The organism is Neobacillus sp. SM06, from assembly GCF_050496765.1.
Lineage (GTDB): Bacteria > Bacillota > Bacilli > Bacillales > Cytobacillaceae > JAEVLT01.
The window spans coordinates 247089-272816 of record NZ_JBNWEO010000015.1 but is presented as its reverse complement, the minus strand read 5'-3'; the positions used below and the strand labels follow the sequence as shown (position 1 = coordinate 272816).

Genomic DNA, 25728 nt, shown 5'->3' with positions numbered 1-25728 from the left:
GACGACTATTTACAAAAAAGTGTGTCTATTTTTTGAAAAATAAAAACCTGAATTTTACACTGTGTAAAATTCAGGTTTTGCTTTAAGCCGTTTTGGCTGGTAAGAGAATATTAAACGTGGTTCCCTTATTCGGCTCACTTTCAACATATACTTTGCCATTATGGCTCTCAATGATCTTAAAGCTGACCATCAATCCGAGGCCGTTGCCATTTTTCTTTGTAGTAAAAAAAGGTTCACCCAGTTTTTCCAGTTTTTCAGCGGGAATCCCGACTCCTGTGTCTTGAATGGAAATATGCACATTGTTCTCCCGAATTTCAATTGACACAGTAAGGTCGCCGCCATTTGGCATGGCTTCAATACCATTTTTAATAAAATTAAGAAACACTTGCTTTAAGCGATTCTCATCGCACTCAATTTGAATAATTTCTTGCTCACAGTCAAAATGCAGGTGAACATTTTTTTTCCTTGCTTCAAATTCCAGCAAGGAAAGAACATTCATCATTACCGGAACGACATTCTTCTCTTCTAGCTCGACCGCTTTTGGCTTCGCAAGCACCATAAAGTCTTCAACGATTCCATTTACTCGTTCAATTTCATCTAAAATGATGTTTAAAAACTCTTGTCTTTCCGGGTCTTTTTCGTCCAATTGCAGGAACTCGGTATATCCTTTCATTGAGGTAAGCGGATTGCGAATTTCATGGGCAACGCCTGCTGCCAATTGGCCAACTGCCGCTAGTTTATCTTGACGATGCAAGATTTCCTCTGTTTTTTTGCGCTCCGTAATATCGTTTCGAATCGCCAAATATTGATACGGAACCCCATGTTCATCCAGGAAAGGAACAATCGTGGTATCTACCCAATAAAGGGTGCCATCCTTGGCTTTGTTTTGAATTTCCCCTTTCCATACTTTTCCTTCCTCAATCGTTTTCCAAAGCTGGCGGAAAAATTCCTTGGAATGATGGCCGGAATTCAATACTCGATGCGTTTTTCCGATAATTTCCTCGCGGCTGTATTTAGAAATCTCACAGAATTTTTCATTTACACCCGTAATAATGCCTTTTGCATCTGTAAAAGCAACAATCGTTGACTGGTCAAGGGCAAACCGTATATCTGCATTTTCTTTCAATGTTTGTTTCAATTCTTCTTCGGCACGTTTCCGCTGGGTAATATCTGTACGGATGGCAACATATTGGTAAGGTTTTCCTTTCGCGTTTAGAAACGGAACAATCGTTGTGTGAACCCAATAGTGCGCATCATCTTTTGTCCGATTGCAAATTTCTCCCTTCCAAACCTTCCCTTCCCCAATCGTTCTCCACAAATCCTTGAAGAACTCCTTCGAATGGACGCCCGAGTTTACGATTCGGTGATCCCTACCTAGTAATTCTTCGCGGCTGTACTTTGAGATTTCGCAAAACTTTTCGTTCACACTCGTGATGATCCCTCTTTGATCAGTAATGGCAACGATCGATGATTGATCGAGTGCAAACTTAATATCCTGATTTTCCTTGATTGAGGCAAGAAGATCCTGTTCCGCTTTTTTTCGTTTCGAAATATCCGATCGAATCGCAATAAATTGCGTCGGTTTTCCTGCTTTATTTAGAAACGGAACAATCGTTGTGTCTACCCAATAAAAGCTGCCATCCTTTGCTTTGTTTCGAATTTCGCCTGTCCAAACTTGTCCGGAATAGATGGTTTTCCACATATTTTGAAAAAACTCCGGCGGATGATAGCCTGAATTTAATATTCGATGATTTTCTCCAATGATTTCTTCCCGTTTGTATTTGGAAATTTTCTCAAATTTGTCATTTACATAAACGATGTTACCTTTTGGGTCAGTGATCGCAACAATCGCTGATTCGTCCAATGCCGACTTAATATCTTTTAAATTCGTGTCAGATATGGCTAGTTTTTTGCTGATCAACGCACTTGAGCCAATCAGCCCTGCTGAAATCACAACAGAGACAAACAAAACAAGATAAATCACAAAAATATCCATTGAATCGGAAGCACTGATGCTATCACTTGCAGTTGATAGGATTGCGGCCCTTTTTAACAAAAAATGACCCTCAACAATTGCGCCTGTAATGATCAATGCACTTAGCGGTTTGAGCCAAATATGCTGGCTGTATGTGAAGTTTTTCGAGTAAAAGAGCAGCCACAAGGAAAAGAAGAAAGATGCCGTCATAAGCAATCCTGAGAATGCAAGCAGGCCATAGTGTAAATGAACAGTCAAATTCATTGCATTGATACTTACGATATTTATTGAAATGACTGCAATCGTAAGGATCAAACTGCCGAGAAGCATTTGATACAAACGAACTGATTTACCGATCATACCTAAAAATGCCATGGCCGAAAAAACAACCCCAATTACGATTGAAAGGATTGTCATTGGTATTTGGTATTGGGCAAACCGGCTTATGTCAACAGAGATCAGCCCTATAAAATTCATGACCCACATGCCAATTCCCATTGAAAAGCTTCCGCCAATAAACAAAAGTTGTTTGCGGCGCTCTGCGGTTTTTACCAGGATAAACATGTCCAATGCTGTATAGGAAGCCATAATGGTTAATCCTATAGCAATCAAAATGAAAATAGGCTGAAAGGAGCTGACCAGTTCACTCATTAGAACGTCCCTCCCAGTATTTCTATATATTTCTACTATGATTGTAATGGAAAGTCTTCTTATTGAAAAGCATTAATTGTTGGCAATCATGATTTAAGTTTCGATCAATGAATTTAGTCCTGTTGATTTTAACTCCCTCACCAATGTCTAAAAATAAAAAATTTATCCCGCATTAACGGGCAGTAAGACCCCACTGATTGAAATTTCACTTTATTTTTCAAAAAAGTCTATACAAATTTACTTTCTTCGATTATACTGTATTATAACAGAACCAATTAAAATAAACTGTATTAAATAAGGAGGCGTTTTAAATGTTAATGAGTCCAGTTGAATTTTTCCGTAATATGCCAAAGAAAGTATGTCCAGAATGTGGCGAACAAATGCAGGAACAGGCTGAGTCTTATATGATGGAATGCGACCGCTGTCTAGCAAAAAAAGAAGAATAGAAGAACAAAAAGCGGAAGCACCTTGGTCAGCCCTGAAAAGCCCCTCCCGGCAACGGAAGGGGCTTTTGTGTTAAGCAGGGATAAAGTTTCAACTTGTAACAAACGATAAAAACGGGAGGTGTGCCAATGGGCAAAAAAGACAATTATCTGACAAATGCTCCAAAGCAAACAGAAATCACCATTCAAACTGGCGGAGCGTATCCCAATCAAAAGCATCTGCCTGGTGATTCAGTTGAAGAACATAAATATTTGGAAGAAGCAAATGCTCTTATTGCCGGAGATGAAATACGCCAGCAAAACAAAAACCTTTAAACAAAAAGACTGCAAATTTCGCAGTCTTTTTGTTCCTATTCCGTTTCAGTTTAGCTGGGTTTGATTCTTTTTATATTTTCGGCAGGGCGCGGATTTCTTTTACGGTTTCATGACCGCAAATTGGGCAATGCAAGTCGGCAGTGGCAAAATCTTTGCGCATCCATCCATTGCAATTGTCAGAACTGCAAGAATATACTTCCGTATCCATCATAATGGTTTCAATTTTGTCATCATTTGCTCTTTTACCATAAAAAATAGGGATCTCCACCTTTCTTTTTTTAGCGAAAATGGATTAACCTTACCATTCAAGCGAATGTTTAGCCAATTATTTTTTCAGACGATTAGAAGAAAAATGTAATGATTTTCTTGCTAAAACTGCCCGGTAGACAACAAAGCGGCGGTTCAAATACTCCAACGGCAAACTCCACACGTGAACAAGCCTTGTAAAAGGCCAAATTCCGAACAGCAAAAAGGCAGACACAATATGAATCTGAAATCCTAACGGCGCACCGTCCATTAATTCGGGCATTGGGCGAAAGCCAAGAATACCCCGAAACCACGGACTAATCGTTTCACGGTATTCAAAGGCAACACCGCGCCCCGTATACCAAACCGTATTGACAAAACCCGTAACAGTTGTGAGAGTGAGCAGTATCAGAACGAGAATGTCGCGATAGGTGCTGTGAATAAAGATGCGCTTCACAGTAAATCGGCGAACCATTAGCAGCAGGATACCGATAATGGTAGCCAGCCCGGCTATCCCCCCAATCCAGACAGCTCCAAAATGGTACATTTCGGTCGTAATTCCGACAGTATCATAAAAAGCTTTCGGAATTAAAATGCCTGCAACATGTCCGAAAAAAACAAAAATGATCCCATAGTGAAACAATATGCTTCCCCATTTCAATTGCTTTTTTTCAAGAATCTCACTTGATTTTGCGGACCAGCCGAATTGATCAACATTGTATCGATAAATATGCCCAACAATAAACATTGTCAGCATTATATATGGAAAAACGACCCATAAAAAGATTTCTAAAAACGTCATCGAATTCCCCCTATGAAGCTTTCTGTTTGCTTAAAAGATTTTCCGCTGTTTGAATGCACGCTTGAACAATTAACTGGTACGGACTATTAACAAGAGCAAGTTCTTTTACTAAAAGATCCATTGATTTTCGGTGAATTAGAATCATTTTTTTGACTGCATTTAATGGGGCAAAGGAACAAAACTCTAAAAGCAATGGCAAATAGTCAGGAAGCTCATCACTTTCTAACGGAAAGCCGGCTTTTAAATATTCTTCCTTTAACTTTACAAGCCCTTTTCCCCTGTCCGGAGTTTCTGCGAAAAGAGGATACGTCAAATAAAGAGTTGTTTTTTCATTGAAATCAAATGTGCGAACATACTTTTCACAGAGTTCTATAAACGTTATTGCTTTTACTTCTTGAAGAAATTGTTTAAACAACAGACTCGTAAGCTTATCGTTCACTTTCGCAATTTCTTCGGTTAGTTCACCAGATTCAAACCATTCTTCATCGGGATGCTGCAGCAGGATCGATGCAAGTTTAAAAATTCTTTGATGCTCATCCATTGATTTCACCCCAGTAATCATCACCAAATTTATAATCCTCTGGAATATGCGGATTAACCGAACAACCTGAACACGCTTCCATAAAATCAAATCCAGCAGTACCTTGGGCGAGGTACATATTGGCTGCATCTTCCCTGTGAGAGGATGGGATTACATAACGGTCATCATATTTAGCAATCGCCGCTAATTCATACATTTCATGCATTGTTTCTTCCGTCATTCCAACAGCAGTCAAAATGGTTGTGTCCGGCTGATTTCCAAGATTAATTGAGCGCATGTAACTACGCATGGCGACCATTTTCTTTAACACTTTGCGAATCACTCCCGAATCACCAGCACTAAGTAAATTGGCTAAATATTCGATTGGAATTCGGAGCTCATCAATCGCCGGGAAAATCACATGTGGGTTAATGCCGTCCAAACCGCCATTAAATGCACTCATAATCGGACTGAGTGGCGGAATATACCATACCATTGGCAATGTCCGGAATTCTGGATGAAGGGGCAAGGCAATTCGCTGTTCAACAGCCAATTTATAAATCGGTGATCTTTGCGCTGCTTCAATCCAATCCTCACGGTACCCGGCTTTGCGTGCCTCTTTTATTACCTCGGGATCATGCGGGTTTAAGAAAATCCCTAGCTGTGCCTCATAGAGATCTTTTTCATCTGTCATTGCAGCAGCAGCTTCAACTTTATCCAAATCATAAAACACTACACCGATGTATCTCAGTCTGCCGACACACGTTTCCGAACAAACCGTTGGCATCCCGGCCTCTATCCTCGGGAAACAGAACGTGCACTTTTCTGCCTTATGCGTTTTCCAATTAAAGTACACTTTTTTGTATGGACAGCCTGTTACACAAAATCGCCAGCTGCGGCAAGCATCCTGGTCAACTAAGACAATCCCGTCCTCTTCCCGCTTATAAATCGCACCGGATGGACAAGAAGACACACAGGTAGGGTTCAGACAATGTTCACAAATTCGCGGTAAGTACATCATAAACGTCTGTTCAAAATCAAATTTTACTTTTTCCTCGATACCCTTTAAGTTCGGATCGTTTTTCCCTGTCTTATAGACCCCTGCAAGGTCGTCCTCCCAGTTCGGCCCCCATTTAATCTCCATATAATCTCCTGTTAGCTGAGACTTTGGCCGGGCAACTGGCTGGTGATTTCTTTCCGGACTGTTGATCAAGTTTTCATAATCATATGTCCATGGTTCATAATAATCGTCAATTTTTACTAAATCAGGATTGTAAAAAATATTGAGCAACTTCGAAACGCGTCCACCGGCTTTTAATTCCAATTTTCCATTGCGAAGCTGCCATCCGCCCCGCTGTTTTTCTTGGTTTTCCCATTCAATTGGATATCCGACCCCTGGTTTCGTTTCAACATTATTCCACCACATGTACTCCGCTCCGGGACGGTTCGTCCATGTATTATTGCAGGTAACACTGCATGTGTGGCAGCCAATGCATTTATCCAGATTCATCACCATACCAAATTGTGCTTTAATCCTCAAGCCAGTCCACCTCGTTTCGATCCAATTTGCTAATCACAACCCTTTCGTCCCTCTGACTTCCGCATGGACCGTAGTAATTAAAGCCGAAACTTAATTGCGCATAGCCCCCGATCATGTGGGTTGGCTTCATTTGAATCCGCGTCGGGCTGTTAAACGTCCCGCCCCTTTCTTTCGTGATCGTGGAACCAGGGACGTTTATGTGACGCTCTTGAACATGATACATATAGGCAACCCCTCTTGGCAGCCGGTGCGTGACGACTGCTCTTGCTACCACTGCACCGTTGCGGTTATACAATTGCAGCCAATCATTATCTTCAATCCCAACTTCTTTAGCATCCTCCAGATTCATCCAGACAGTGGGTCCCCCGCGGAACAAGGTCAGCATCAGCAAATTGTCAAAATACGTACTATGGTAGGACCACTTGAAATGCGGCGTTAAATAGCGCAGGTCAATCTCTTTTCCTAATCCTTCAGGCCTGCGGTCGTGGGATTGAAAAGACACTTTGCGGAGCGGTGCTTTGAACACTGGAAATTCCTCGCCAAACTCCATCATGATTTCATGATCGAGATAAAAGTGCTGCCGTCCGGTTAATGTTCGCCATGGAATAAGCCGTTCAACATTCGTTGTAAACGGTGAATAGCGGCGGTTTCCTGTTTCGGTTCCGCTAAAAACAGGAGTCGAAATGACCTGTCGGGGCTGGGCGGTTATTTCGTTAAAAGAGAAATGCTCTTCAGCCCGTTCTTCCGCGAGGTCTTTCAGCTTTTGTCCGGTTCGGCGCTCAAGTGCCTCCCAGCCTTTCATTGCAAGGGAGCCATTTGTCGAACTTGACAATGATAAAATCGCTTCGGCTGCATCTCGATCGGTATAAATGCTAGGAAAATCTTTATACTCCTTTGTCAATGTCGCCGGTCCAAGAATCTTTTTCAGTTTTTCATATTCCTCTTTTGCATCCCATCCAATCCCTTTGGCGCCGATTTGCTTTTTCACAGACGGACCTAATGAAATATATTTATCGTATACTTTTGTATAATCACGCTCAACGATATGAAGACGCGGGAAGTTTTGACCTGGTACAGGATCCTGTTTTCCGTCTAACCAATCCGGGATTTTTCCGAAGGCACATGCTTCAGAAATCTCATCCCTTGAGTCATGCAAAAGAGGGCTTGCAACAACATCTTGAACAGGACCGCTAAAATATTGCTCGGCCATTTTTGAAAAAGTCTTTGCCAAGCTTCTGAACGTATCCCAATCAGATCTTGATTCCCATGGCGGTGCAATCGCAGGATTAAACGGATGGATGAATGGATGCATATCCGTGCTTGAAATATCATATTTTTCATACCAAGTTGCGGCAGGCAATAAAATGTCCGAATAGAGTCCCGTGCTCACCATTCGAAAATCAATTCCAACTAATAAATCAAGTTTGCCTTCTGCTTCCTTTCCGCCCCAATCAACTTCTTCTGTTTGAAACGTCTCGGTTGGTTCGCTTAAATTTCCATGGTGAGTTCCAAGTAAATGCTTGAGAAAATATTCATGCCCTTTCGATGAACTGCCAATTAAATTCCCTCTCCATACAAACATGACCTTTGGAAAGGAACTTGAGTCATCCGGGTTTTCAATCGCAAACTTTGTTTTCCCTTGTTTGATGTCGTCAACAAGCGATTGAATGGCTTTGTCTTTATCGCTTGTCCCTGCATTCTCAAGCAACTTGATCGGATTTTTGTTAAATTGCGGGTATGCCGGTGTCCAGCCTAGCCGGGCAGCTAAGTAATAATAATCTCCTGCATGTTTATAGTGTGCTTTTTCTACAAGCGGTGAGATTTGATCTTCAACCGATTGGTCATCGTATTTCCACTGCCCTGTTGTGAAATAAAAGAACGGCGTTGCCGCATGCAATCTAGGCGGTCCTCCCCAGTCTCTTGCCATCGCTAGCGTTTGGAAACCTTCAAGCGGACGTACCTTTTCTTGGCCGACATAATGAGCCCAGCCCCCGCCGTTTACTCCTTGTGACCCGGTTAACAAAATCAGGTTTAAGACAGTGCGATAGGTTGTATCGGCATGGTACCATTGGTTTATTCCGGAACCCATTACAATCATTGAGCGCCCTTTTGAGTCGATCGCGTTTTGCGCGAACTCGCGGGCAATTTGTGCGCAAAGATTTCGGTCTACCCCTGTAAGCCCCTCCTGCCATGCAGGGGTATATGGCTTTAGATCATTATAATCTTGAGGAAAATCTCCCGTAAGACCGCGGGAAACTCCATATTTTGAAAGCATTAAATCAAAAACAGTCGTTACGTAAACTGTTTCTTCTCCTAACTGAATCTCCTTTACAGGCACTTCCCTTTTAAGAATTTCCCGCTTCTCAACCTCGAAATGGGAGAATTCAACCATCACTTTACGATCTTCACTTCCCAAAAAAGTCAGCAGCGGCTCGATTTCCTCGAAATTTTGTGCCGAATCGACTAAATGAAGATTCCAGTTGCCATCATTTTCCCAACGATGGCCAATCGACCCGTTCGGAACTGCCGGTTTGTTTGTTTTTTGATCCCAGAGCACGGTCTTCCACTCACCATTTGAAATGGATGGATTTAGTTCACTTGCCCGTAAAAATGTGCTGGATAGGAAACTCTTGCCATGAGGCTTTAATTTTACAAGAAACGGAAGATCGGTAAATTTCTTCGCATAATCGGTAAAATACTCTGTTTCGTTGTCAACATAAAACTCTTTCAAAATAACATGAGTCATCGCCATTGCAAGCGCGCCGTCCATCCCGGCTTGAACCGGAAGCCAGTTGTCAGCAAATTTTACAAATTCCGCATAATCGGGGCTTACTGCAACAACTTTTGTCCCCCGGTACCTGGCTTCGACCATAAAATGAGCATCAGGCGTCCTCGTTTGCGGCAAATTGGAACCCCAAATCAGTAAATAAGATGAATTAAACCAGTCCGAACTTTCCGGAACATCGGTCTGTTCGCCCCAAACTTGCGGTGATGCTGGCGGCAAGTCTGCATACCAATCATAAAAGCTTAAAAGTGATCCTCCAATCAGCGACAAAAATCTGCCCCCGCTCGCATAGCTGACCATCGACATTGCCGGAATCGGCGAAAAACCAAAAATACGATCAGGCCCAAATTCCTTGATGGAGTAAATTAGTGCTGCAGAGATGATCGTGTTCAACTCATCCCAGTTTGCCCGAACCATCCCTCCCTTTCCTCTCGCTTGCTTGTATTGTTTAACTTTTTCCGGATTGGAGACAATTTCCTGCCATGTTTTAACTGGATCCTTTGTTTCCTCCATCTCTTTCCGCCATAGTTTTAGCAGGGCACTGCGAATATACGGATAGCGTACCCTAAGCGGGCTGTAGGTGTACCAAGAAAAACTGGCACCGCGCGGACAGCCTCTCGGTTCGTATTCAGGCATATTCGGCCCTGTTGAGGGATAATCAGTCTGCTGTGTTTCCCATGCAATAATTCCATCTTTCACATGGACTTTCCAGCTGCACGAACCCGTGCAATTTACTCCATGAGTGGTACGGACCGTTTTATCGTGCTGCCACTTTCTGCGATAAATTTTTTCCGTATCACGGTCCATTGGCGACAATTCGGCATGGTCAGCCAAACCTTTGGATTTTCCAAAAAAGTTTATTTTTTTCATTAACGGTGTTTTCTTCCGATTCATTTCCTCACCAGCCTTGTATTTTTTGCTAATTAGTAATCTCTCCATAATTTAGTAATCTATACAAAAAGATCATGCTAAATACAACGGTTGGTTAAAATGGCTTAATAATGGAAATGACTTGAGAGAGTAAATGGTTAAGGAGGAAGTCCGAATGAGCGGACCATCTTTACGAAAAAAGAAAGCACACCATTCCATACATGATGGAATTTATACAGAGGCAAGAGATTTAACCAACCTATTGAAAAAAGTCATCAGCGAGAATCAATTTGAACATCTCAATGAGCTAACAGAGGCGCTAATTGAACATTGGGAAACGAGAACCCTTGCCCATGCAGTGGCAGAAGAAGAAGGTTTTTTCGTGGAAAAATTAGCGGCAGAGCCGGAGCTTGAGGAAATGATCATTAAATTAAAAAGAGATCATCAGTTGATGAAAATGATCATTGAACAAATCAAACAATCGATTGCCAGTGAAGGAGTCACGGAAAACGCAATACGAGGTTTCGATGCCCTTCTCGTTCTCTTCCTCCTTCACAATGAGGAAGAAGAAAAAAGCCTTTTTATCGATGCATAGGAAATAAAAAAAGCGGTTCATCCATTTGGATCATCGCTTTTTGTTTTGGGTTTAATTCACGGTTGGCGGGCATTTTTTGATTTGTTGCAAAGATAAAAGGTAATTTGACTTTGGTTTTGTTAAACTCGCTTTAATTCCGGCTTTTTTCAACTTGCTTACGAGTTCGGCAATTTGTTTTTTAGCCATTCATTTCACCTTCTTTATTTGCTTGACTAAACCCATTTTACATTAAATTTATGAATAAATTGTTAATTCCAAAAAATATTTTTATGAACATCCCTAATTAGGAACAAAAGCCTATAGAGGGGATGTGGAACATATAGATCAATACCCGTTGTTTTGACAAATAAACACAAACAGCTCGATCTTTTTTGTCCCCATTGTAAAAAACCGAATGGGAATCAACGGAATTTGAAGAAATCATTCGCCCTTTTCCATTGCAAATGATATAATTTTGTACATATTTTGTTTATGGAGGATAATAAATGATCACGGTTAGCAATGTAGGTTTACGATATGGGGAACGAAAGCTTTTTGAAGATGTCAATATCAAATTCACACCTGGTAATTGCTACGGTTTAATTGGTGCCAATGGAGCAGGGAAATCGACTTTTTTAAAAATTTTATCAGGAGAAATTGAACCGCAAACTGGCAGTGTCCAATTAGGGCCAAACGAACGGCTTGCCGTTTTAAAACAAAACCATTTTGAATACGAAGAAGTTGAAGTCTTGAAAACGGTCATTATGGGGCACGCAAGACTTTATCAAGTTATGCAAGAAAAAGATGCTATATATATGAAGGAAAATTTCACCGATGAAGATGGAATGAAAGCAGCAGAGCTAGAAGGGGAATTTGCCGAGTTAAATGGATGGGAAGCAGAGTCAGAGGCTGCAATTCTTCTGAAAGGACTAGGGATCGGGGAAGAATTGCATGATAAGAAAATGGCAGAATTATCCGGATCGGATAAAGTGAAAGTTCTACTTGCTCAAGCATTGTTTGGTAGACCTGATGTTCTTTTGCTCGATGAGCCTACAAACCATCTGGATATTAAGGCGATTCAGTGGCTTGAGGAATTCCTGATCAATTTTGAAAATACGGTGATTGTTGTTTCCCACGACCGTCACTTTCTTAACAAAGTCTGCACCCATATTGCGGATTTAGACTTTGGAAAAATTCAGCTTTATGTAGGCAACTACGATTTCTGGTATGAATCAAGCCAATTGGCGCTTAAAATGGCACAAGATGCTAATAAAAAGAAGGAAGAAAAAATAAAGGAACTTCAAAACTTTATTGCCCGCTTCAGCGCCAATGCTTCGAAATCAAAACAAGCGACATCGCGAAAAAAATTGCTTGAAAAAATTACCCTTGAGGATATTAAACCATCTTCCCGCCGTTATCCATATGTCGGATTTACCCCAGAGCGGGAAATTGGCAATGATTTACTTCGTGTTGAAGGATTAACAAAAACGATTGATGGTGAAAAAGTTCTCGACAATATTAGCTTTACAATGAATAAGGACGATAAAATTGCTCTTGTTGGTTCAAATGAATTAGCGAAGACAACCTTATTTAAAATTTTAACAGGTGAACTGGAAGCGGACAGCGGGATATTTAAATGGGGAATTACTACTTCCCAAGCCTATTTTCCTAAAGACAACGCAGAGTATTTTGAAAACTGCGATCTCAATCTTGTTGACTGGCTCCGGCAGTTTTCCCCGAACGACCAAAGTGAAAGTTTCCTGCGAGGTTTCTTGGGACGGATGCTTTTCTCAGGAGAAGAAGTAATGAAAAAAGCGAGTGTTCTGTCCGGAGGTGAAAAGGTTCGCTGCATGCTTTCGAAAATGATGTTAAGCGGTGCAAATGTGTTATTGTTGGACGAACCCACCAATCATCTTGACTTGGAGTCAATTACGGCCTTAAACAATGGCTTAGTGAATTTTAAAGGATCCATGATTTTTGCATCACATGATCATCAATTCATCCAAACAATTGCAAATCGAATTTTTGAGCTAACACCTGCCGGTCTGGTTGATAAACAAATGACTTACGATGAATATCTTGAGGATGCTGAGCTGCAAAAACAAGTCGCTGAAATGTACAGATAAACCAACTAAAATGATTTTAGGGGCACAGCTAATGTGCCCCTGTTTCTTCCCTTAAATTTGTTTTTGTTTTTTGCGGGTAGATGATTTCATCTGACTGCCCGTTTCTGTTGTCGTTGTCCCTTGTCCTTCTACTTGCGCAGAATTTAACCCAATTGTCGATGGATCTTTTTTCGTTTGCCCATTTTCCCACCTCCAATTTTAGTTTTTGAATTTCCCGTCTTTCCTATTCAACTGTTGCCTCCGTATAATTCAAAACGATATTGGCATGCTAGTGATTAGGAGGAGGTGTTTTATATGGCTAAAATTGGAGTTGAAGAATCTCTTACGAATGTTCAGCAAGCTTTGCGCGAAAAAGGATATGAGGTTGTTGAATTAAAGCAAGAGTCAGATGCCCGGGGCTGTGATTGCTGTGTCGTAACAGGACTGGATTCAAATGTGATGGGGATGCAGGATAAAATAACGAACGGCTCTGTCATTGATGCTGATGGGATGACTGCTGACCAGGTGGTAAACGAACTCGAAAACAGACTAGGATCGTAACCCTTGACCAACCTGCTGCAAGGCAGGTTCACTTATGGATGAAACAAAGACTAAAGGATGCTTCACTTTAGTCTTTTTTATATTCATTCTCTTTTCGTAAGCTATTCAATTGGAATGTCAGACTTTTTTTCAAGTTGGCGTTTGTAACTGACAAATAGTATTCCTTTCCAGAATTGGGCATGTAAATCACGGGAATGGAGTTTATCCGGCAATGGGATCTCTCTTTGAAACTCACCGTGAAATCTCTCAGAGTGGATTAATGTAAGATTGGGATGCAAAGATTCGACTTTCCCTTTGACTACCAAGACATTCTCTTTTAATCCAAGCTCCACATTTTCCCTTTTAACCCCTGGCAATTCAACTAAAATAATCACTTTCTGCTTACCTTCGATTATATCGATTAACGGAAACGTTCCCGCTTTTTCATGCTGTGGGCTCGCTTGTTGCTGATTCTCTTGCAAAGGCTTCTCATTTATAAATTGCTGGGCAAATTCCTTGTCAAATATATTGTGCCAAAAATCATTGCCATTCATATTTTGAGCAATTTCAAGCCATTGTTTAAATTGATCATGATCCAAACAATCACCCCGCTTTTTATCTTCCTAAAAACTCCAGGCATTTGCCCAAATATGGCACCTTATTTTCATTCTATGATTCTGCCGACTTCACTTTGCTACAAAAATAAGCAAAAAAAACCGGGCAAGAACCGCCCGGTCCTTTTTAGTTTGGCTGATAAACGGAGTCTGTTGATTTCCGCTCCAGGCACTCGCTTTCCGGGGGGCGTTCGCCAAGCCTCCTCGTCGCTAACGCTCCTGCGGGGTCTCGCCTGTAACGCTAATCCCCCAGGAGTCGGCGCCTTCCGCTCCAATCAACAGAGTGCCCTAAACGAATGAACCCTAGGATTCGAAGCTATCTTTTGCTAGAGGACATCGGATAGTTTGTACACTACGCCATGTACTCCTTTGCAAAATATTTCTTTCCTTATTTCCATTTATTTGGAAATGACGAAATACGCATTATCCCTTGTACTCTTACAAACATAAACACTTTGATCAGGCCATCGGGTCTTTACCAGTTTGGTCCTTTATTCCTTAACTCCAAACTCTCTTTTGAAACTCGTTATTTGATAACTCTAATACCAAGAAGGAATCGTCAGCCGTACTTACAATGGTGACGACGGATATGCCACCACTTTTGTATATCTTATGCTGGTCATGAAACGCTAAAGGCTGAGGAATCTCTGTTGAAAAAAATTCGCAGAAGGAGAAAGACCGTTATACAAAATGGTGAAGCACGCAAGATTGAAATCGTTGAAGTTTGGAAAACGTAGACCTTCGTTTAAGACATTTACGCAAGCATATCTCATATTTTTAACCTAAACCGTGCATGTGAATAGCCTGAAAAGACCTGATACATGCCTATTTGGCAATCCAAAAAGTTTATTATCGTAGAAAATTGACAATGAATCGCTATATTTTACTTATGGTAGATTCCGCTCACTTTTTGGATTGGAGCGGAAGGCGGCGAAGACTCCTCGAAAATGCTATCGCATTTCCTTCGTGCGGTGATGATTCAAGAAGCTTGTTCAATGTCCTGCGGGAGTACGGGGCAGGGGAGACCCCGCAGGCGCCAAAAGCGCTGAGGAGGCTCCCCGGCACGCCCGCGGAAAGCGAAGCCGCCTGAAGTGGAAATCAAACAGTCAGCCAGGAAACACCCTACTTATGGCATAAATTCCTTCGAATAGACTATATGTCATAATTTCCCATAAATCGTAAAAAAGGATCAACATATAAATTCTGAACGGACGATGGACACGTCCTAGTCAGGCGAGTGCCACAGGATGTGGAGGTATACGATCGTGGTAAATTCAACCACGCCTCTGTCTTCGTCCAAAGGACTTGCCAGTCGGCGAGTTTTCATTTAGATCGCTGCTCCATTTTCTTCGAAGGCTAATGACAATTCCCGCCAGCGCAAAAATGGCAATTCCATAAAAGGCGCTTAAATGATACTCAGGTCCTTTAGTCGGATTTGATTTGCTATTCATTGTTGGCTTTTCCGGCTTTTTTGAGAGCTGGATGGTTTGGATCGTTTGTCCATCCTTATTATTAATGGAAAGCAGGCCATTTTTGTTGATAACTTTTTTTGCTCCTTGACTCGGTTCAGTAATGATAAGATCACTCGAAGGAAGAAACGTTTGTTTTCCAGATTGAAAGACATCATCTTTGGTTAATGTTTCGTGCTGAAACTGGGAAAACCCATAGTCAAGCAAATGGATCGTATCATTATAAATTTCTTTTTTATTTTTTCCTTTTAATTCAATGGCTGTTAATTTTATTTTTCCATTGTTTGCTGTCGTTGCAAGTGTTTGTTTCGACTCATCCACATAACCTGTTTTTCCGCCGGTTATTCCCGGGTATGGAATTTCGCCTTTAAGCATTCGATGATGGGTGATTAAAGTCGTATTCCATGATTGCCCATTCCACTTTAATTCTTTTGTACCAAAAATTTCTGCAAAAACAGGATTTTTCATTGCATAATTTGTTATTAAAGCTAAGTCCATAGCTGTTGTGTAATGGTCTGGGTTAAATAATCCATTGGGATTTGTAAAATGGGTGTTTTTCACTCCAATTTTCGTCTTCAAAAAGGCATTTAAATTTTTGGCGAATTGATCCACATTCCCATCAAGATGCTCCGCAACGGCAACTGCTGCATCATTGCCGGAATTGATGATCATCCCTTGGAGCAGTTTCTTCAATGGGACTTGTTCTCCTTTATTTAAGTAGACTTTCGTCCCCTCTTGTCGAACAGCATTTGCACTGACGGTTACGATATCATTTAAATTCCCTTTTTCGATTGCATAAATAGCTGTAGCGATCTTTGTTAAACTGGCCGGGTACATTTTTTCATCTGGGTTTTTTGCAAAAAGAACCGCGCCTGTATCCGAATCCAGCAGTACGGCAGCCTCACTTTTCACATCGATCTTCGAGGTGGCTGAAGCGGCAAAACTTGTTGACTGGTAAGAAAAAACAAGAATCATAAGCAGCAATGAAAAGAAAGATTTCAACACATTTCAACACCTTACTCTATACTTTTATCTCTCATTATGGGAAGTCAAAATCCCCATTGATTGAAATTTTCACTTCACCCACTCTGATTTTAGCAGATTTAAAGCCGCCGTCCATCACTGTTACCAAAACGTAAAGAAAAAGGATTTTATTAGCAATAAAAAATAGGAGAATCGGATATTCGGGAAGCTCCTAGTGTTTTGCGCTGAAAAATAGGAGGATTGGGCATTAGGATAGCCACTAACGACCGTTTTGCGCTGAAAAACCTTAGAATCCGTTAATAGAAATACTCTTAACGATAAAGGGGGCACTTTCACAAAAAAGAATCAACCTATAAATTAGCTAAAAACCGGCCATCCTTACTGCTGACCGGTTTTTACGTCCTTTTCTTTGAAATCAATAATGTAATTTGCAGCATCGTTAAGGGCAATGACGATTTTCTGCGATATGCCAAGTATTTGGGTTCCCATCTATCTGCAAACTTTTCAGTAAGCTTTCGTGACTGGTCAATAAAATGTCCATGCAAAAAAATTTGCGCTGCAATTCGTTCGCTTAAAAATGAAAAGCGCGACAAACCAACATTTTCAAGGGGAATCATTCCCAAATTAAAGCGGCGATATCCATGCTTTCGTGCCCATGCACAAAGAGACAAAAATAGCCATTCGACAGCTTCACTGGAAACAGACGGGAGAAAACGCAATAATTCTGCAGAAACTGTACGCTGTAGATCTTGATTCGGCAAAATGGCGGCAAAAGCAATCAATTTATTGTCACTATTTTTCACAATTGCCAAATTCCCGCGGTTCATATAGGATTCATCGAAAAAGCCGACAGAGAATCCTTTTTCCATTCTTCCTTCAAGCCATGAAGCAGAAATTTCCTCCAGTTCCGCTATCAGTTGTTTCGTATACGGCGGTTTGATCACTTCAAACTCATACCCTTGTGAAGAAAAATTCAAGCCCACTGGATTTGAATCCCTCTTTTTTTCTATTGATAAATGAAATTTCTCAAGGTCAACAGAAGCTTCCTCACCCAATTTAAAAAATGCATAACCATTGCCGTGCAAATAGGCAAACATCTCATCCGATACTTGGTAGAAAACAGGTGTATACCCGTGAATATCCGCAACCTCATGAAATTCCTGGATGGCACTGGCGATTTCTGCTTTTTCCCCTATTGGATCACCAAGCACGACAAGCTTGTCTGCATATGGTTTGTACATGAAAATGACGTTTTTTTTCCGGTTCCAATAAATATATTTATCATGTAAAAAGACTAAATGTGCCAACTGCCCTGTCTTATAATGACTAAAATGTTTCAATATTTCCACTTCATGGCCATGGGAATGAATCATTGTCCATTTCCTCGGACGACTGATCAAATAGCCAAACAGCATAATAATGAATGCAATCGCCAGACCAATGATTGCGCTGTTAAACAAATCGCGATAATCCAAAATGATATATGGCTGTATAGTACGGGGCATATTAAACCGTGCAGAAGGCAAATTCGAATATCCAATCAAAAGGTACATGGAGGTAATGATCACCACAAGCAAAACATCAAAGACAGTCTTTCCCCATGTCATTACATAACTCTCCCGATAAAATTGCCCTTTTGACAGCCGTAAAATAATCGCAACTGTAATAAGAAATGCTGCTTCTTCATAATCAATGCCTTTAAAAATCGAAAATAGCGCTGCTAAAACAAGGGCACCCATTGTTAAGGCATATGTCCTTTTTACGCTGTATTCGATCCCCCGTGACAAGCCTAAGAGCAGAAAGCCGGCAGCAACGGAAAGCTGATGAGATAAATTCATGATTGGCAACGACAAAAACTCCTGAGCAATTTTGAGTCTTGATAAAATACCTGGAACACTCGCAGAAAGGAGCAAAATCAGACCGGCTATAAAAACAAGGGCTGTCAACAAAATATGACTGAATCCTTGCAAAATTGCTTTCGGCAAATTGTTCCATGATTTGTTCCATTTCTGCCAGAATGAAAGGACAAAAAGAACAAGACTAATTAAGAACGGAAGCACATAATAGCCAATCCGATAAAACAATAGCAGCACAAGGATTTTTTCAGCAGGGGCATGCAGTCCTTGCATCCCCCATATAAAAATCAAATCAAATGAACCTAGTCCTCCCGGGATCATACTAATAATCCCGGCACACGAAGCAATAATAAAAACAGGAAAAAGCGATTGCACTTGAATTGAAATACCTAGCAGTTTGCTTAAAAGCAAAATAACAGCAAAAATTGCCGACCATTCCATCAGTGAAACAAGAACAAGCTTTTTGCCGACAGAAAACGTAATCAAATTTTGTTCTTCTTTTTTGCTTTTTATCCAATGAACCAAAATAAAAACAGGCAAATAAAGACTGATCCCAATAACAGCAAAATATAGCCACTTTTCCTCAATAAACAGTGGAAAACGACGGTAGAAAAGAACAACAATCCATGAAAAAAGCGAGATTCCGGTTAAATAGAACAATGATACAGAAGCAATCCCACCAACTAGTCTCTTTTTATCCGGATCATATGTATGATAAAAGTACGTACGAAGCATTGCCCCGATTAAGCCGCCAAAGCCAATAAGATTGGAAAATGAATTTGCGATAAAAGAATACTCCAATAGTTCTTTTTTTGGAACGCGAAAACCTAAAATTTGAACTAAAATAATGTCATAGAAAAACATTGGAAACACGGCGACAAGCGTAATCAATAAAATAATCACAAGTGTTCCCGGCTGTAAGTTGTTTAGCTCCTGATTGAGTAAATTGACATTTAAACCGCGGGCAAATTTCCTCATTTCGAAAATGGCAAGTATTAATAAAAAAAGTGGGAAAACAAACTTTACTATCGTAAAAATTCTTTCTTTTTTTATCCCCAACAATATAACCACCTAAATTTTCTTTACTGTTTTAAATATAGCCTTTTCCTCAGGAAAAACAAAGAAAATAATTTTTCGAATCCTTGTTAAAAACTTTACTAGTGTTGACAGAATTCAACCAATTCAACCATAGAACCCCGGATTCCGTGTGACTCCGCTAAAAGAGCAAACAAAATCTGCTAACGAGCAGTGTTGCACAATCGCATTACAATCATTCAGTTTATTGAAAATGTTTTTCTTATATAACAGCAATCCTATTTTATTTATTTTTTATAGTACAGATCTTTTGATCAAAATATTTGTTCATAAAGATTCCACAAAAAACCCATTATGCTCAACAATTCACAATATGTTAACAAATGCAATCTTTCCACGTTACATTTCCTGTTATACTTTAATTATGCAATAAACAAAAATCTGTTATATAAGTTCAATGATTATTCGAGGTGAAAAAGGATGGAACAATGGTTTGGTTTTGAGAAAGGTGCTTGGACGAGAGAAGTAAATGTACGGGATTTTATTTTGAAAAATTACTCGGAATATGTCGGTGATGAATCCTTTTTAACTCCAGCAACTGATGCAACAAACAGCCTTTGGGAGCAAGTAATGGAGTTGGCAAAACAGGAACGGGAAAATGGCGGCGTGTTGGATATGGATACTGAAACCGTCTCAACGATTACATCCCATGGACCTGGATATCTGAACAAACAGCTTGAAAAAGTGGTCGGCTTTCAAACAGATCAACCATTTAAGCGGTCGCTCCAGCCTTTCGGCGGTATCCGGATGGCAAAACAATCATGCGAAGCATATGGCTATACTTTAAATTCAGAGATTGAAAGAATTTTTACCGACTACAGAAAAACACATAACCAAGGAGTATTCGATGCCTATACGGATGAAATGAAACTGGCGAGAAAAGCTGCAATCATTACCGGCCTTCCTGACGCATATGGTCGCGGCCGGATCATTGGGGACTACCGCAGAGTAGCATTATACGGTGTCGATTTCCTAATTAATGAAAGAAAAAAAGATCTGCAAAATACAAGTGCGATTATGACGGAAGCAAATATGCGTCTCAGGGAAGAAATTTCTGAACAAATCCGCGCTTTAAAAGAATTAAAAGAACTGGCAGAGGGTTACGGGTATGACATTTCCAAGCCGGCAAGCAATGCAGCTGAAGCGTTCCAATGGCTCTACTTTGGTTATTTGGCAGCGATTAAAGAACAAAATGGCGCTGCAATGAGCCTTGGCCGCGTTTCTACTTTCCTTGACATTTACATTGAACGCGATTTAAAACAAGGATTTTTAACGGAGCAAGAAGCCCAAGAGCTTGTTGATCATTTCGTTATGAAGCTTCGCTTAGTAAAATTTGCACGCACCCCGGATTACAATGAACTTTTCAGCGGAGATCCAACATGGGTAACGGAATCAATCGGCGGAATGGCAATGGACGGACGTTCACTTGTCACGAAAAACTCTTTTCGCTTCTTGCATACATTAGACAATTTAGGACCTGCGCCTGAACCAAATTTAACGATTTTATGGTCTAAACAACTTCCTGAGAACTTTAAGAAATATGCGGCGAAAATGTCGATTAAATCCAGTGCAATTCAATATGAGAACGATGAAATTATGCGTCCTGAGTATGGTGATGATTACGGGATTGCCTGCTGTGTTTCGGCGATGGAAATCGGCAAGCAAATGCAATTTTTCGGTGCCCGGGCAAATTTGGCGAAAACACTTCTATATGCGATTAATGGCGGTGTGGATGAAAGATTAAAAATCCAGGTTGGTCCGCAGTATCAGCCGGTAACATCTGAAAAATTGGATTATGAAGAGGTTATGGCAAAATTTGACCAAATGATGGATTGGCTTGCCGGACTTTATATTAACACACTCAACATCATCCATTATATGCATGACAAATACAGCTACGAGCGATTAGAGATGGCACTTCACGACACAACCATACTGCGGACGATGGCAACTGGAATTGCCGGTTTAAGTGTTGCAGCCGATTCATTAAGCGCAATTAAATATGCAACCGTTAAAGCAATACGTGATGAAAACGGAATAGCGATTGATTTTGAAACAATTGGAGACTTCCCTAAATACGGAAACAACGATGACCGTGTGGACAGCATTGCTATTGACATCGTTGAGCGCTTTATGAAAAAACTGCGCAAACATCAAACGTATCGCGATTCATTGCACACGATGTCGATCTTAACGATTACTTCCAATGTCGTCTATGGCAAAAAAACCGGTAATACGCCAGACGGACGCCGCGCGGGAGAACCGTTCGCCCCTGGTGCAAATCCGATGCATGGCCGTGATACAAAAGGAACGCTTGCTTCCCTTTCATCCGTCGCCAAACTGCCATACAGCTACGCAATGGATGGAATTTCCAACACGTTCTCGATTGTACCGAAAGCATTGGGGAGAGAAGAAGAAACGAGAGTCCAAAACCTTGTTTCCATCCTGGACGGCTATGCCGTAAAATCCGGCCATCATTTAAACGTAAACGTCTTTAATAAAGAAACATTGCTTGATGCAATGGAACATCCAGAACTTTATCCACAATTAACAATCCGGGTTTCCGGCTATGCAGTAAACTTTATTAAATTAACAAAAGAACAGCAGTTGGACGTAATTAACCGTACCTTCCACGAATCACTATAAAAAGAAAAACGGCAGATCCGGGCTCCCGTTTAGTTGGGAACCTTGCCTGTAAATGAAAGGGGAACACCAAAATGTTCGGAAAAATTCACTCGATCGAAACGTTCGGAACAGTCGATGGGCCGGGAATTCGGTATGTTATTTTTACCCAGGGCTGTCTGCTGCGCTGTCAGTTCTGCCATAATGCCGATACGTGGGAGATTGGCAGCGGGCAAGAAATGACCGTTCACGAAATCATTAACGATTTAATGGACTATCTCCCTTTCATTCAGGCTTCGGGCGGGGGTATAACAGTAAGTGGTGGTGAACCGCTTCTCCAGCTCCCCTTCCTGCTTGAACTGTTTAAAGAATGTAAGAAAAGGGGCATCCACACAACCATTGACTCTTCTGGAGGATGTTTTTCAAAAGCAAAGCATTTTCAAGACATGCTTGAGGAAGTATTAATGTATACGGATTTAATTTTACTTGACCTAAAACATATCGATAGTAAAAAGCATATCAAACTGACCGGTATGACCAACGAGCATATTTTAGAATTTGCCAAGTTTTTATCCGACCGGAGGGTACCAGTCTGGATCCGCCATGTACTTGTTCCAAATACGACAGACGACGGTGAGGACTTACAAAAACTCGGTGAATTTATCGGAACACTAACGAATATTCAAAAAATCGAAATCCTGCCGTATCATAAACTGGGTGTCTATAAATGGGAAAACCTTGGGTATGAATACCCGCTCAAGGATACTGAACCGCCTACAGAAAAACAAGTAACAGAAGCCTACGCGCTGCTTTCATCTCATTTGCATCCATTCAAAACCTGAAAAGTATAATCGTTTTCCCTTAAAAACACTGATGAATTCACAGTGTTTTTTCTTTTTTCATCATTTCTGCACATTTTTTTGATAAATTGAAGCAAATGTTTATGTCTTTTCTTTTAAAAATGGAACGGAAGGGGGCAGTATAGTGTATGCGATTTTAAGTTCGATCAGCAATTTTTTAAGTGCACCTTTTTTGGCAATCTTAAATGACTCCAGACAAATTCCCCTGCTTGCCGCATTTTTGCTCGGACTGGTTGGAGCCCTTGCCCCTTGCCAGCTAACAGGCAATTTAAGCGCAATTACGTTTTATGGGAATAAAACCCTTCAATCGAGAGAGCAATGGGTAGAAGCTCTGCTATTTATTCTTGGGAAAATTTTCGTATTTTCCAGCCTTGGACTTGCAGTATGGCTTATCGGCAGAGAATTTCAAACCGTCATGACAAGCTTTTTCGCCGCCTCTCGCCAATTGATCGGCCCTTTCATTATCTTTCTAGGCCTTTTTTTGCTCGGAATATTTAAAATGAATTGGGTGAACCGGTTATTTTCCCGGATTCCTTTGTTTACGAAAGGAGGACGCTGGGGCTCCTTTTTGATGGGGGTCAGCTTTTCCATCGCTTTTTGCCCTACAATGTTTGTACTGTTTTTCCTTACGCTTATGCCGATTGTGCTAAGTTCTTCGTATGGAGCCATTTTGCCTACGATCTTCGCTATTGGTACATCGTTTCCGCTTTTATTGTTTCTGTTCATCATTTGGTATCTTGGGATCGACGGAGCGTTAGTAAAAAAGAGCAAGAAAATGGGAGCAATCGTCCAAAAAACGGCAGGGGTGCTGCTCCTTTTAGTGGGTGTTCTTGACACAATCACCTATTGGTAGCAATGCACCTCCCAGTACTTTTTCAAATAGTGGAGCGGTCTTCATTGTAAGAATCCTAAAAATTACGGCTATTTTTCAATGAATAAATTGATTCTCCCTGTTAACTCATTTATACTTAACAGTGGTATAAATGAGAGGTGGTTCGTTTGTTTCAAATGATTATTGACTTTTCTGATATTAATGCCTTGAATGCTTTATATATAAGTATCTCAATCGGGATCTCTCTCAAATATATATGGGCATGGAGCGTTGAGGACACCTTTATCGGGTCGATATCCAATCCGGCAAATGCAAATGTGATTCAACCCCACTTTTTATACAAAAAGAAAAGCCGCTTAAACGCAAATGTAATCCTCATTCGAATTGTTATGTATATTAGAAGAAAAAAGTGCACCCAGGATGATGCGGAAGAACCTATTTCCTTCTTATTCATTTAGACATGATTATTTTATTTTTTTAGGAGGAAATATGAAAATCAAACGTTCTTCAGTTCTACTCGTATTGTTATTAATTGTTAGTACTTTATTTTTATCAGCTTGTTCTGCGCAAAATGGGAGCAACAGCGGATTTTTTTACCAATACTTTGTAAATCCGTTTGCGATCTCGATTCAGGCACTTGCGAAAGTTTTCAATGGCAGCTACGGGCTTTCCATTATCCTCATTACACTCATCATTCGGCTTGCCTTAATGCCTTTAATGTTGAAACAATATAAAAATCAAATGGCAATGAAAGAAAAAATGGATGCTCTTAAACCCGAAATGGATGCCATCCAAAAGAAAATAAAAACGGAAAAAGACGCAAAGAAGAAACAAGAGCTCCAGCAGGAAATGATGGCCCTCTATCAAAAACACGGTGTGAATCCATTAAACATGGGCTGTCTGCCGATTTTGATCCAAATGCCTATTTTAACCGGGTTCTATTATGCGATCCGCGGCTCAAAAGAAATTGCAACCCATAAGTTTTTATGGTTCAATTTGGGACACCCGGATATCGCGATTACGCTGATTGCCGGAATTGTTTATTACTTACAATTTAAAGTATCACAATCAACAATGCCAACCCAACAGCAAGAACAAATGAAATATATGGGACTTCTTTCACCCATCATGATTGTTATCTTTTCATTAAGTGCTCCAGCAGCCCTGCCGGTTTATTGGGCTGTCGGCGGAACCTTTCTGATCTTTCAGCAAATGCTCAGCAGAAGAATGTATCAAAAAAATGAGGAAGTAAAAGTGCAGCAAAAGTAAAAAATACCAATAAGCTGATCAAGAAGCATCCTTAGTCGGATGCTTCTTTTTATCCCTCTTCAAGCATTAACCCCTAAGACACCAAGCTGACTACAGACACCTATTTACATTTGAATATTTTTTTCGGCATATGGAATGATAGGAGTGAACAACTATGAAAAAGGAGATGGACATCAATGAATTTGAAAGTACTTCTTGTTGCTTCACTTGGGGTAAGCCTTTATTTAACAGGCTGCGCAAGAAATAATGTAAATGACAATACGGCATATCGTAACCGGAATGTGAACGAGCCTGCAAGGGTTAATTATAATCCGCCGACTGACAGCTATGACGGGCGGTATAGTCCAAACATGTCGAATCCGAATGTTACCGATGTCCGCTATGACACCCGGAATATAAACAATACCGGAACACGCACACCCCGTGTTAAAGTTGCGGACATTGCAGCAAAGAAATTAGCCGACCTTCCTGAAGTTGATACGGCCAATGTCATTGTTACCGATAACAATGCATTTGTTGCTGTGAAGCTTGCATCCGGAGAGAAATTATCCAATCGCTTGGAAAAAACAATGTCCAACCGCGTTAAATCGGTTGACCGCGATATAGATCGGGTATATATTTCGGCAAATCCTGACTTTTATAAGCGGATGACCGCATATGGTAACGATATTCGTGCAGGAAAGCCTGTTTCAGGATTTTTCAATGAATTCACCCGAACCATTCAACGTGTTTTCCCAGATGTAAAATAAATGAAAACAAAA

At 40.7% G+C, this 25728-nt stretch carries 21 protein-coding genes and 1 pseudogene; 11 read left to right on the top strand and 11 right to left on the bottom strand.

Translation table 11 applies throughout. The features are described from left to right. Positions 1 to 82: 82 nt before the first annotated feature. Positions 83 to 2626: a PAS domain S-box protein gene (locus ACQYAD_RS10940; protein WP_430238106.1), complete on the bottom strand. Its 2544-nt coding sequence runs from the start codon at positions 2624 to 2626 to the stop codon at positions 83 to 85. A 311-nt stretch (positions 2627 to 2937) separates the two neighbouring features. Between ACQYAD_RS10940 and yhfH the strand changes: the two genes are divergently transcribed. Then, positions 2938 to 3072: a protein YhfH gene (gene yhfH / locus ACQYAD_RS10935; RefSeq protein ID WP_430238105.1), complete on the top strand. Its 135-nt coding sequence runs from the start codon at positions 2938 to 2940 to the stop codon at positions 3070 to 3072. Between the two features lie 126 nt (positions 3073 to 3198). Next, the gene (locus ACQYAD_RS10930) at positions 3199 to 3384 is read left to right on the top strand and encodes a hypothetical protein (protein ID WP_430238104.1); all 186 of its coding nucleotides are present in this window, start codon (positions 3199 to 3201) and stop codon (positions 3382 to 3384) included. A 70-nt stretch (positions 3385 to 3454) separates the two neighbouring features. On the opposite strand, the gene ACQYAD_RS10925 is transcribed toward ACQYAD_RS10930, so the two are convergent. Genes ACQYAD_RS10925 through ACQYAD_RS10905 form a run of 5 tightly spaced genes read right to left on the bottom strand, consistent with a single transcriptional unit; the run spans position 3455 to position 10171 of the window. Further along, positions 3455 to 3652, bottom strand: coding sequence for a cold-inducible protein YdjO-related protein (locus ACQYAD_RS10925; protein WP_430238102.1), 198 nt, complete (start codon positions 3650 to 3652; stop codon positions 3455 to 3457). A gap of 57 nt (positions 3653 to 3709) precedes the next feature. Beyond that, positions 3710 to 4432: a respiratory nitrate reductase subunit gamma gene (gene narI, locus ACQYAD_RS10920; RefSeq protein ID WP_430238100.1), complete on the bottom strand. Its 723-nt coding sequence runs from the start codon at positions 4430 to 4432 to the stop codon at positions 3710 to 3712. 10 nt (positions 4433 to 4442) lie between these two features. Beyond that, a complete protein-coding gene (narJ, locus tag ACQYAD_RS10915) occupies positions 4443 to 4973 on the bottom strand; it encodes a nitrate reductase molybdenum cofactor assembly chaperone (protein WP_430238098.1) in 531 nt (176 codons plus the stop codon). Continuing rightward, on the bottom strand, positions 4966 to 6492 hold the full coding sequence (gene narH / locus ACQYAD_RS10910) for a nitrate reductase subunit beta (RefSeq protein WP_430238096.1): 1527 nt from the start codon (positions 6490 to 6492) through the stop codon (positions 4966 to 4968). The genes narJ and narH overlap by 8 nt, the downstream gene beginning before the upstream one ends. After that, on the bottom strand, positions 6482 to 10171 hold the full coding sequence (locus ACQYAD_RS10905) for a nitrate reductase subunit alpha (RefSeq protein ID WP_430238095.1): 3690 nt from the start codon (positions 10169 to 10171) through the stop codon (positions 6482 to 6484). Before ACQYAD_RS10905 ends, narH begins: the two co-directional genes overlap by 11 nt. Positions 10172 to 10322: 151 nt before the next feature. Between ACQYAD_RS10905 and ACQYAD_RS10900 the strand changes: the two genes are divergently transcribed. Then, a complete protein-coding gene (locus ACQYAD_RS10900; protein ID WP_430238093.1) occupies positions 10323 to 10742 on the top strand; it encodes a hemerythrin domain-containing protein in 420 nt (139 codons plus the stop codon). 51 nt (positions 10743 to 10793) lie between these two features. Here ACQYAD_RS10900 and ACQYAD_RS10895 read toward each other — a convergent pair whose 3' ends face one another. Continuing rightward, positions 10794 to 10928: a hypothetical protein gene (locus ACQYAD_RS10895; protein ID WP_430238091.1), complete on the bottom strand. Its 135-nt coding sequence runs from the start codon at positions 10926 to 10928 to the stop codon at positions 10794 to 10796. Positions 10929 to 11227: 299 nt separating this feature from the next. On the opposite strand from ACQYAD_RS10895, the gene ACQYAD_RS10890 reads away from it, so the two are divergent. After that, complete coding sequence (locus ACQYAD_RS10890; RefSeq protein ID WP_430238089.1) at positions 11228 to 12847, top strand: ABC-F family ATP-binding cassette domain-containing protein; 1620 nt, start codon at positions 11228 to 11230, stop codon at positions 12845 to 12847. 51 nt (positions 12848 to 12898) lie between these two features. Here ACQYAD_RS10890 and ACQYAD_RS10885 read toward each other — a convergent pair. After that, positions 12899 to 13024 (bottom strand): annotated as a pseudogene (locus ACQYAD_RS10885) (YuzL family protein); the annotation flags it as partial. 117 nt (positions 13025 to 13141) lie between these two features. On the opposite strand from ACQYAD_RS10885, the gene ACQYAD_RS10880 reads away from it, so the two are divergent. Continuing rightward, on the top strand, positions 13142 to 13387 hold the full coding sequence (locus ACQYAD_RS10880; protein ID WP_430238087.1) for a YkuS family protein: 246 nt from the start codon (positions 13142 to 13144) through the stop codon (positions 13385 to 13387). A 101-nt stretch (positions 13388 to 13488) separates the two neighbouring features. Here the strand turns inward: ACQYAD_RS10880 and ACQYAD_RS10875 are convergent, their stop codons facing one another. From ACQYAD_RS10875 to mprF, 3 genes are all read right to left on the bottom strand, one after another. Then, positions 13489 to 13965 carry an Hsp20/alpha crystallin family protein gene (locus ACQYAD_RS10875; protein ID WP_430238086.1) on the bottom strand — a complete coding sequence of 159 codons (477 nt, stop codon included), beginning with the start codon at positions 13963 to 13965 and terminating at the stop codon, positions 13489 to 13491. 1289 nt (positions 13966 to 15254) lie between these two features. Then, positions 15255 to 16454, bottom strand: coding sequence for a D-alanyl-D-alanine carboxypeptidase family protein (locus tag ACQYAD_RS10870; RefSeq protein ID WP_430238084.1), 1200 nt, complete (start codon positions 16452 to 16454; stop codon positions 15255 to 15257). A 374-nt stretch (positions 16455 to 16828) separates the two neighbouring features. Then, entirely contained in the window at positions 16829 to 19348 is a 2520-nt protein-coding gene (gene mprF / locus ACQYAD_RS10865) for a bifunctional lysylphosphatidylglycerol flippase/synthetase MprF (RefSeq protein ID WP_430238083.1), read from the bottom strand. Positions 19349 to 19804: 456 nt separating this feature from the next. Between mprF and pflB the strand changes: the two genes are divergently transcribed. The 6 genes from pflB to ACQYAD_RS10835 all read left to right on the top strand — a co-directional run bounded on the left by pflB (position 19805) and on the right by ACQYAD_RS10835 (position 25716). Beyond that, positions 19805 to 22030, top strand: coding sequence for a formate C-acetyltransferase (gene pflB, locus ACQYAD_RS10860; protein WP_430238082.1), 2226 nt, complete (start codon positions 19805 to 19807; stop codon positions 22028 to 22030). 71 nt (positions 22031 to 22101) lie between these two features. Further along, positions 22102 to 22848, top strand: a complete 747-nt coding sequence (gene pflA, locus ACQYAD_RS10855) for a pyruvate formate-lyase-activating protein (RefSeq protein ID WP_430238080.1) — start codon at positions 22102 to 22104, stop codon at positions 22846 to 22848. Between the two features lie 142 nt (positions 22849 to 22990). Beyond that, a complete protein-coding gene (locus tag ACQYAD_RS10850; RefSeq protein WP_430238078.1) occupies positions 22991 to 23719 on the top strand; it encodes a sulfite exporter TauE/SafE family protein in 729 nt (242 codons plus the stop codon). A 146-nt stretch (positions 23720 to 23865) separates the two neighbouring features. Further along, on the top strand, positions 23866 to 24156 hold the full coding sequence (locus ACQYAD_RS10845; RefSeq protein WP_430238076.1) for a hypothetical protein: 291 nt from the start codon (positions 23866 to 23868) through the stop codon (positions 24154 to 24156). Between the two features lie 31 nt (positions 24157 to 24187). Beyond that, positions 24188 to 24967: a membrane protein insertase YidC gene (gene yidC, locus ACQYAD_RS10840; protein ID WP_430238074.1), complete on the top strand. Its 780-nt coding sequence runs from the start codon at positions 24188 to 24190 to the stop codon at positions 24965 to 24967. A 176-nt stretch (positions 24968 to 25143) separates the two neighbouring features. Beyond that, positions 25144 to 25716, top strand: a complete 573-nt coding sequence (locus ACQYAD_RS10835; protein WP_430238072.1) for a YhcN/YlaJ family sporulation lipoprotein — start codon at positions 25144 to 25146, stop codon at positions 25714 to 25716. Positions 25717 to 25728: the final 12 nt, after the last annotated feature.

What these genes read in the sequence shown, in the direction of transcription:
- ACQYAD_RS10940 (WP_430238106.1), bottom strand. Translation starts at nt 2,626, where the DNA reads ATGAGTGAACTGGTCAGCTCCTTTCAGCCTATTTTCATTTTGATTGCT.
- yhfH (WP_430238105.1), top strand. Translation starts at nt 2,938, where the DNA reads ATGTTAATGAGTCCAGTTGAATTTTTCCGTAATATGCCAAAGAAAGTA.
- ACQYAD_RS10930 (WP_430238104.1), top strand. Translation starts at nt 3,199, where the DNA reads ATGGGCAAAAAAGACAATTATCTGACAAATGCTCCAAAGCAAACAGAA.
- narI (WP_430238100.1), bottom strand. Translation starts at nt 4,432, where the DNA reads ATGACGTTTTTAGAAATCTTTTTATGGGTCGTTTTTCCATATATAATG.
- narJ (WP_430238098.1), bottom strand. Translation starts at nt 4,973, where the DNA reads ATGGATGAGCATCAAAGAATTTTTAAACTTGCATCGATCCTGCTGCAG.
- ACQYAD_RS10905 (WP_430238095.1), bottom strand. Translation starts at nt 10,171, where the DNA reads ATGAATCGGAAGAAAACACCGTTAATGAAAAAAATAAACTTTTTTGGA.
- ACQYAD_RS10900 (WP_430238093.1), top strand. Translation starts at nt 10,323, where the DNA reads ATGAGCGGACCATCTTTACGAAAAAAGAAAGCACACCATTCCATACAT.
- ACQYAD_RS10895 (WP_430238091.1), bottom strand. Translation starts at nt 10,928, where the DNA reads ATGGCTAAAAAACAAATTGCCGAACTCGTAAGCAAGTTGAAAAAAGCC.
- ACQYAD_RS10890 (WP_430238089.1), top strand. Translation starts at nt 11,228, where the DNA reads ATGATCACGGTTAGCAATGTAGGTTTACGATATGGGGAACGAAAGCTT.
- ACQYAD_RS10880 (WP_430238087.1), top strand. Translation starts at nt 13,142, where the DNA reads ATGGCTAAAATTGGAGTTGAAGAATCTCTTACGAATGTTCAGCAAGCT.
- pflB (WP_430238082.1), top strand. Translation starts at nt 19,805, where the DNA reads ATGGAACAATGGTTTGGTTTTGAGAAAGGTGCTTGGACGAGAGAAGTA.
- pflA (WP_430238080.1), top strand. Translation starts at nt 22,102, where the DNA reads ATGTTCGGAAAAATTCACTCGATCGAAACGTTCGGAACAGTCGATGGG.
- yidC (WP_430238074.1), top strand. Translation starts at nt 24,188, where the DNA reads ATGAAAATCAAACGTTCTTCAGTTCTACTCGTATTGTTATTAATTGTT.
- ACQYAD_RS10835 (WP_430238072.1), top strand. Translation starts at nt 25,144, where the DNA reads ATGAATTTGAAAGTACTTCTTGTTGCTTCACTTGGGGTAAGCCTTTAT.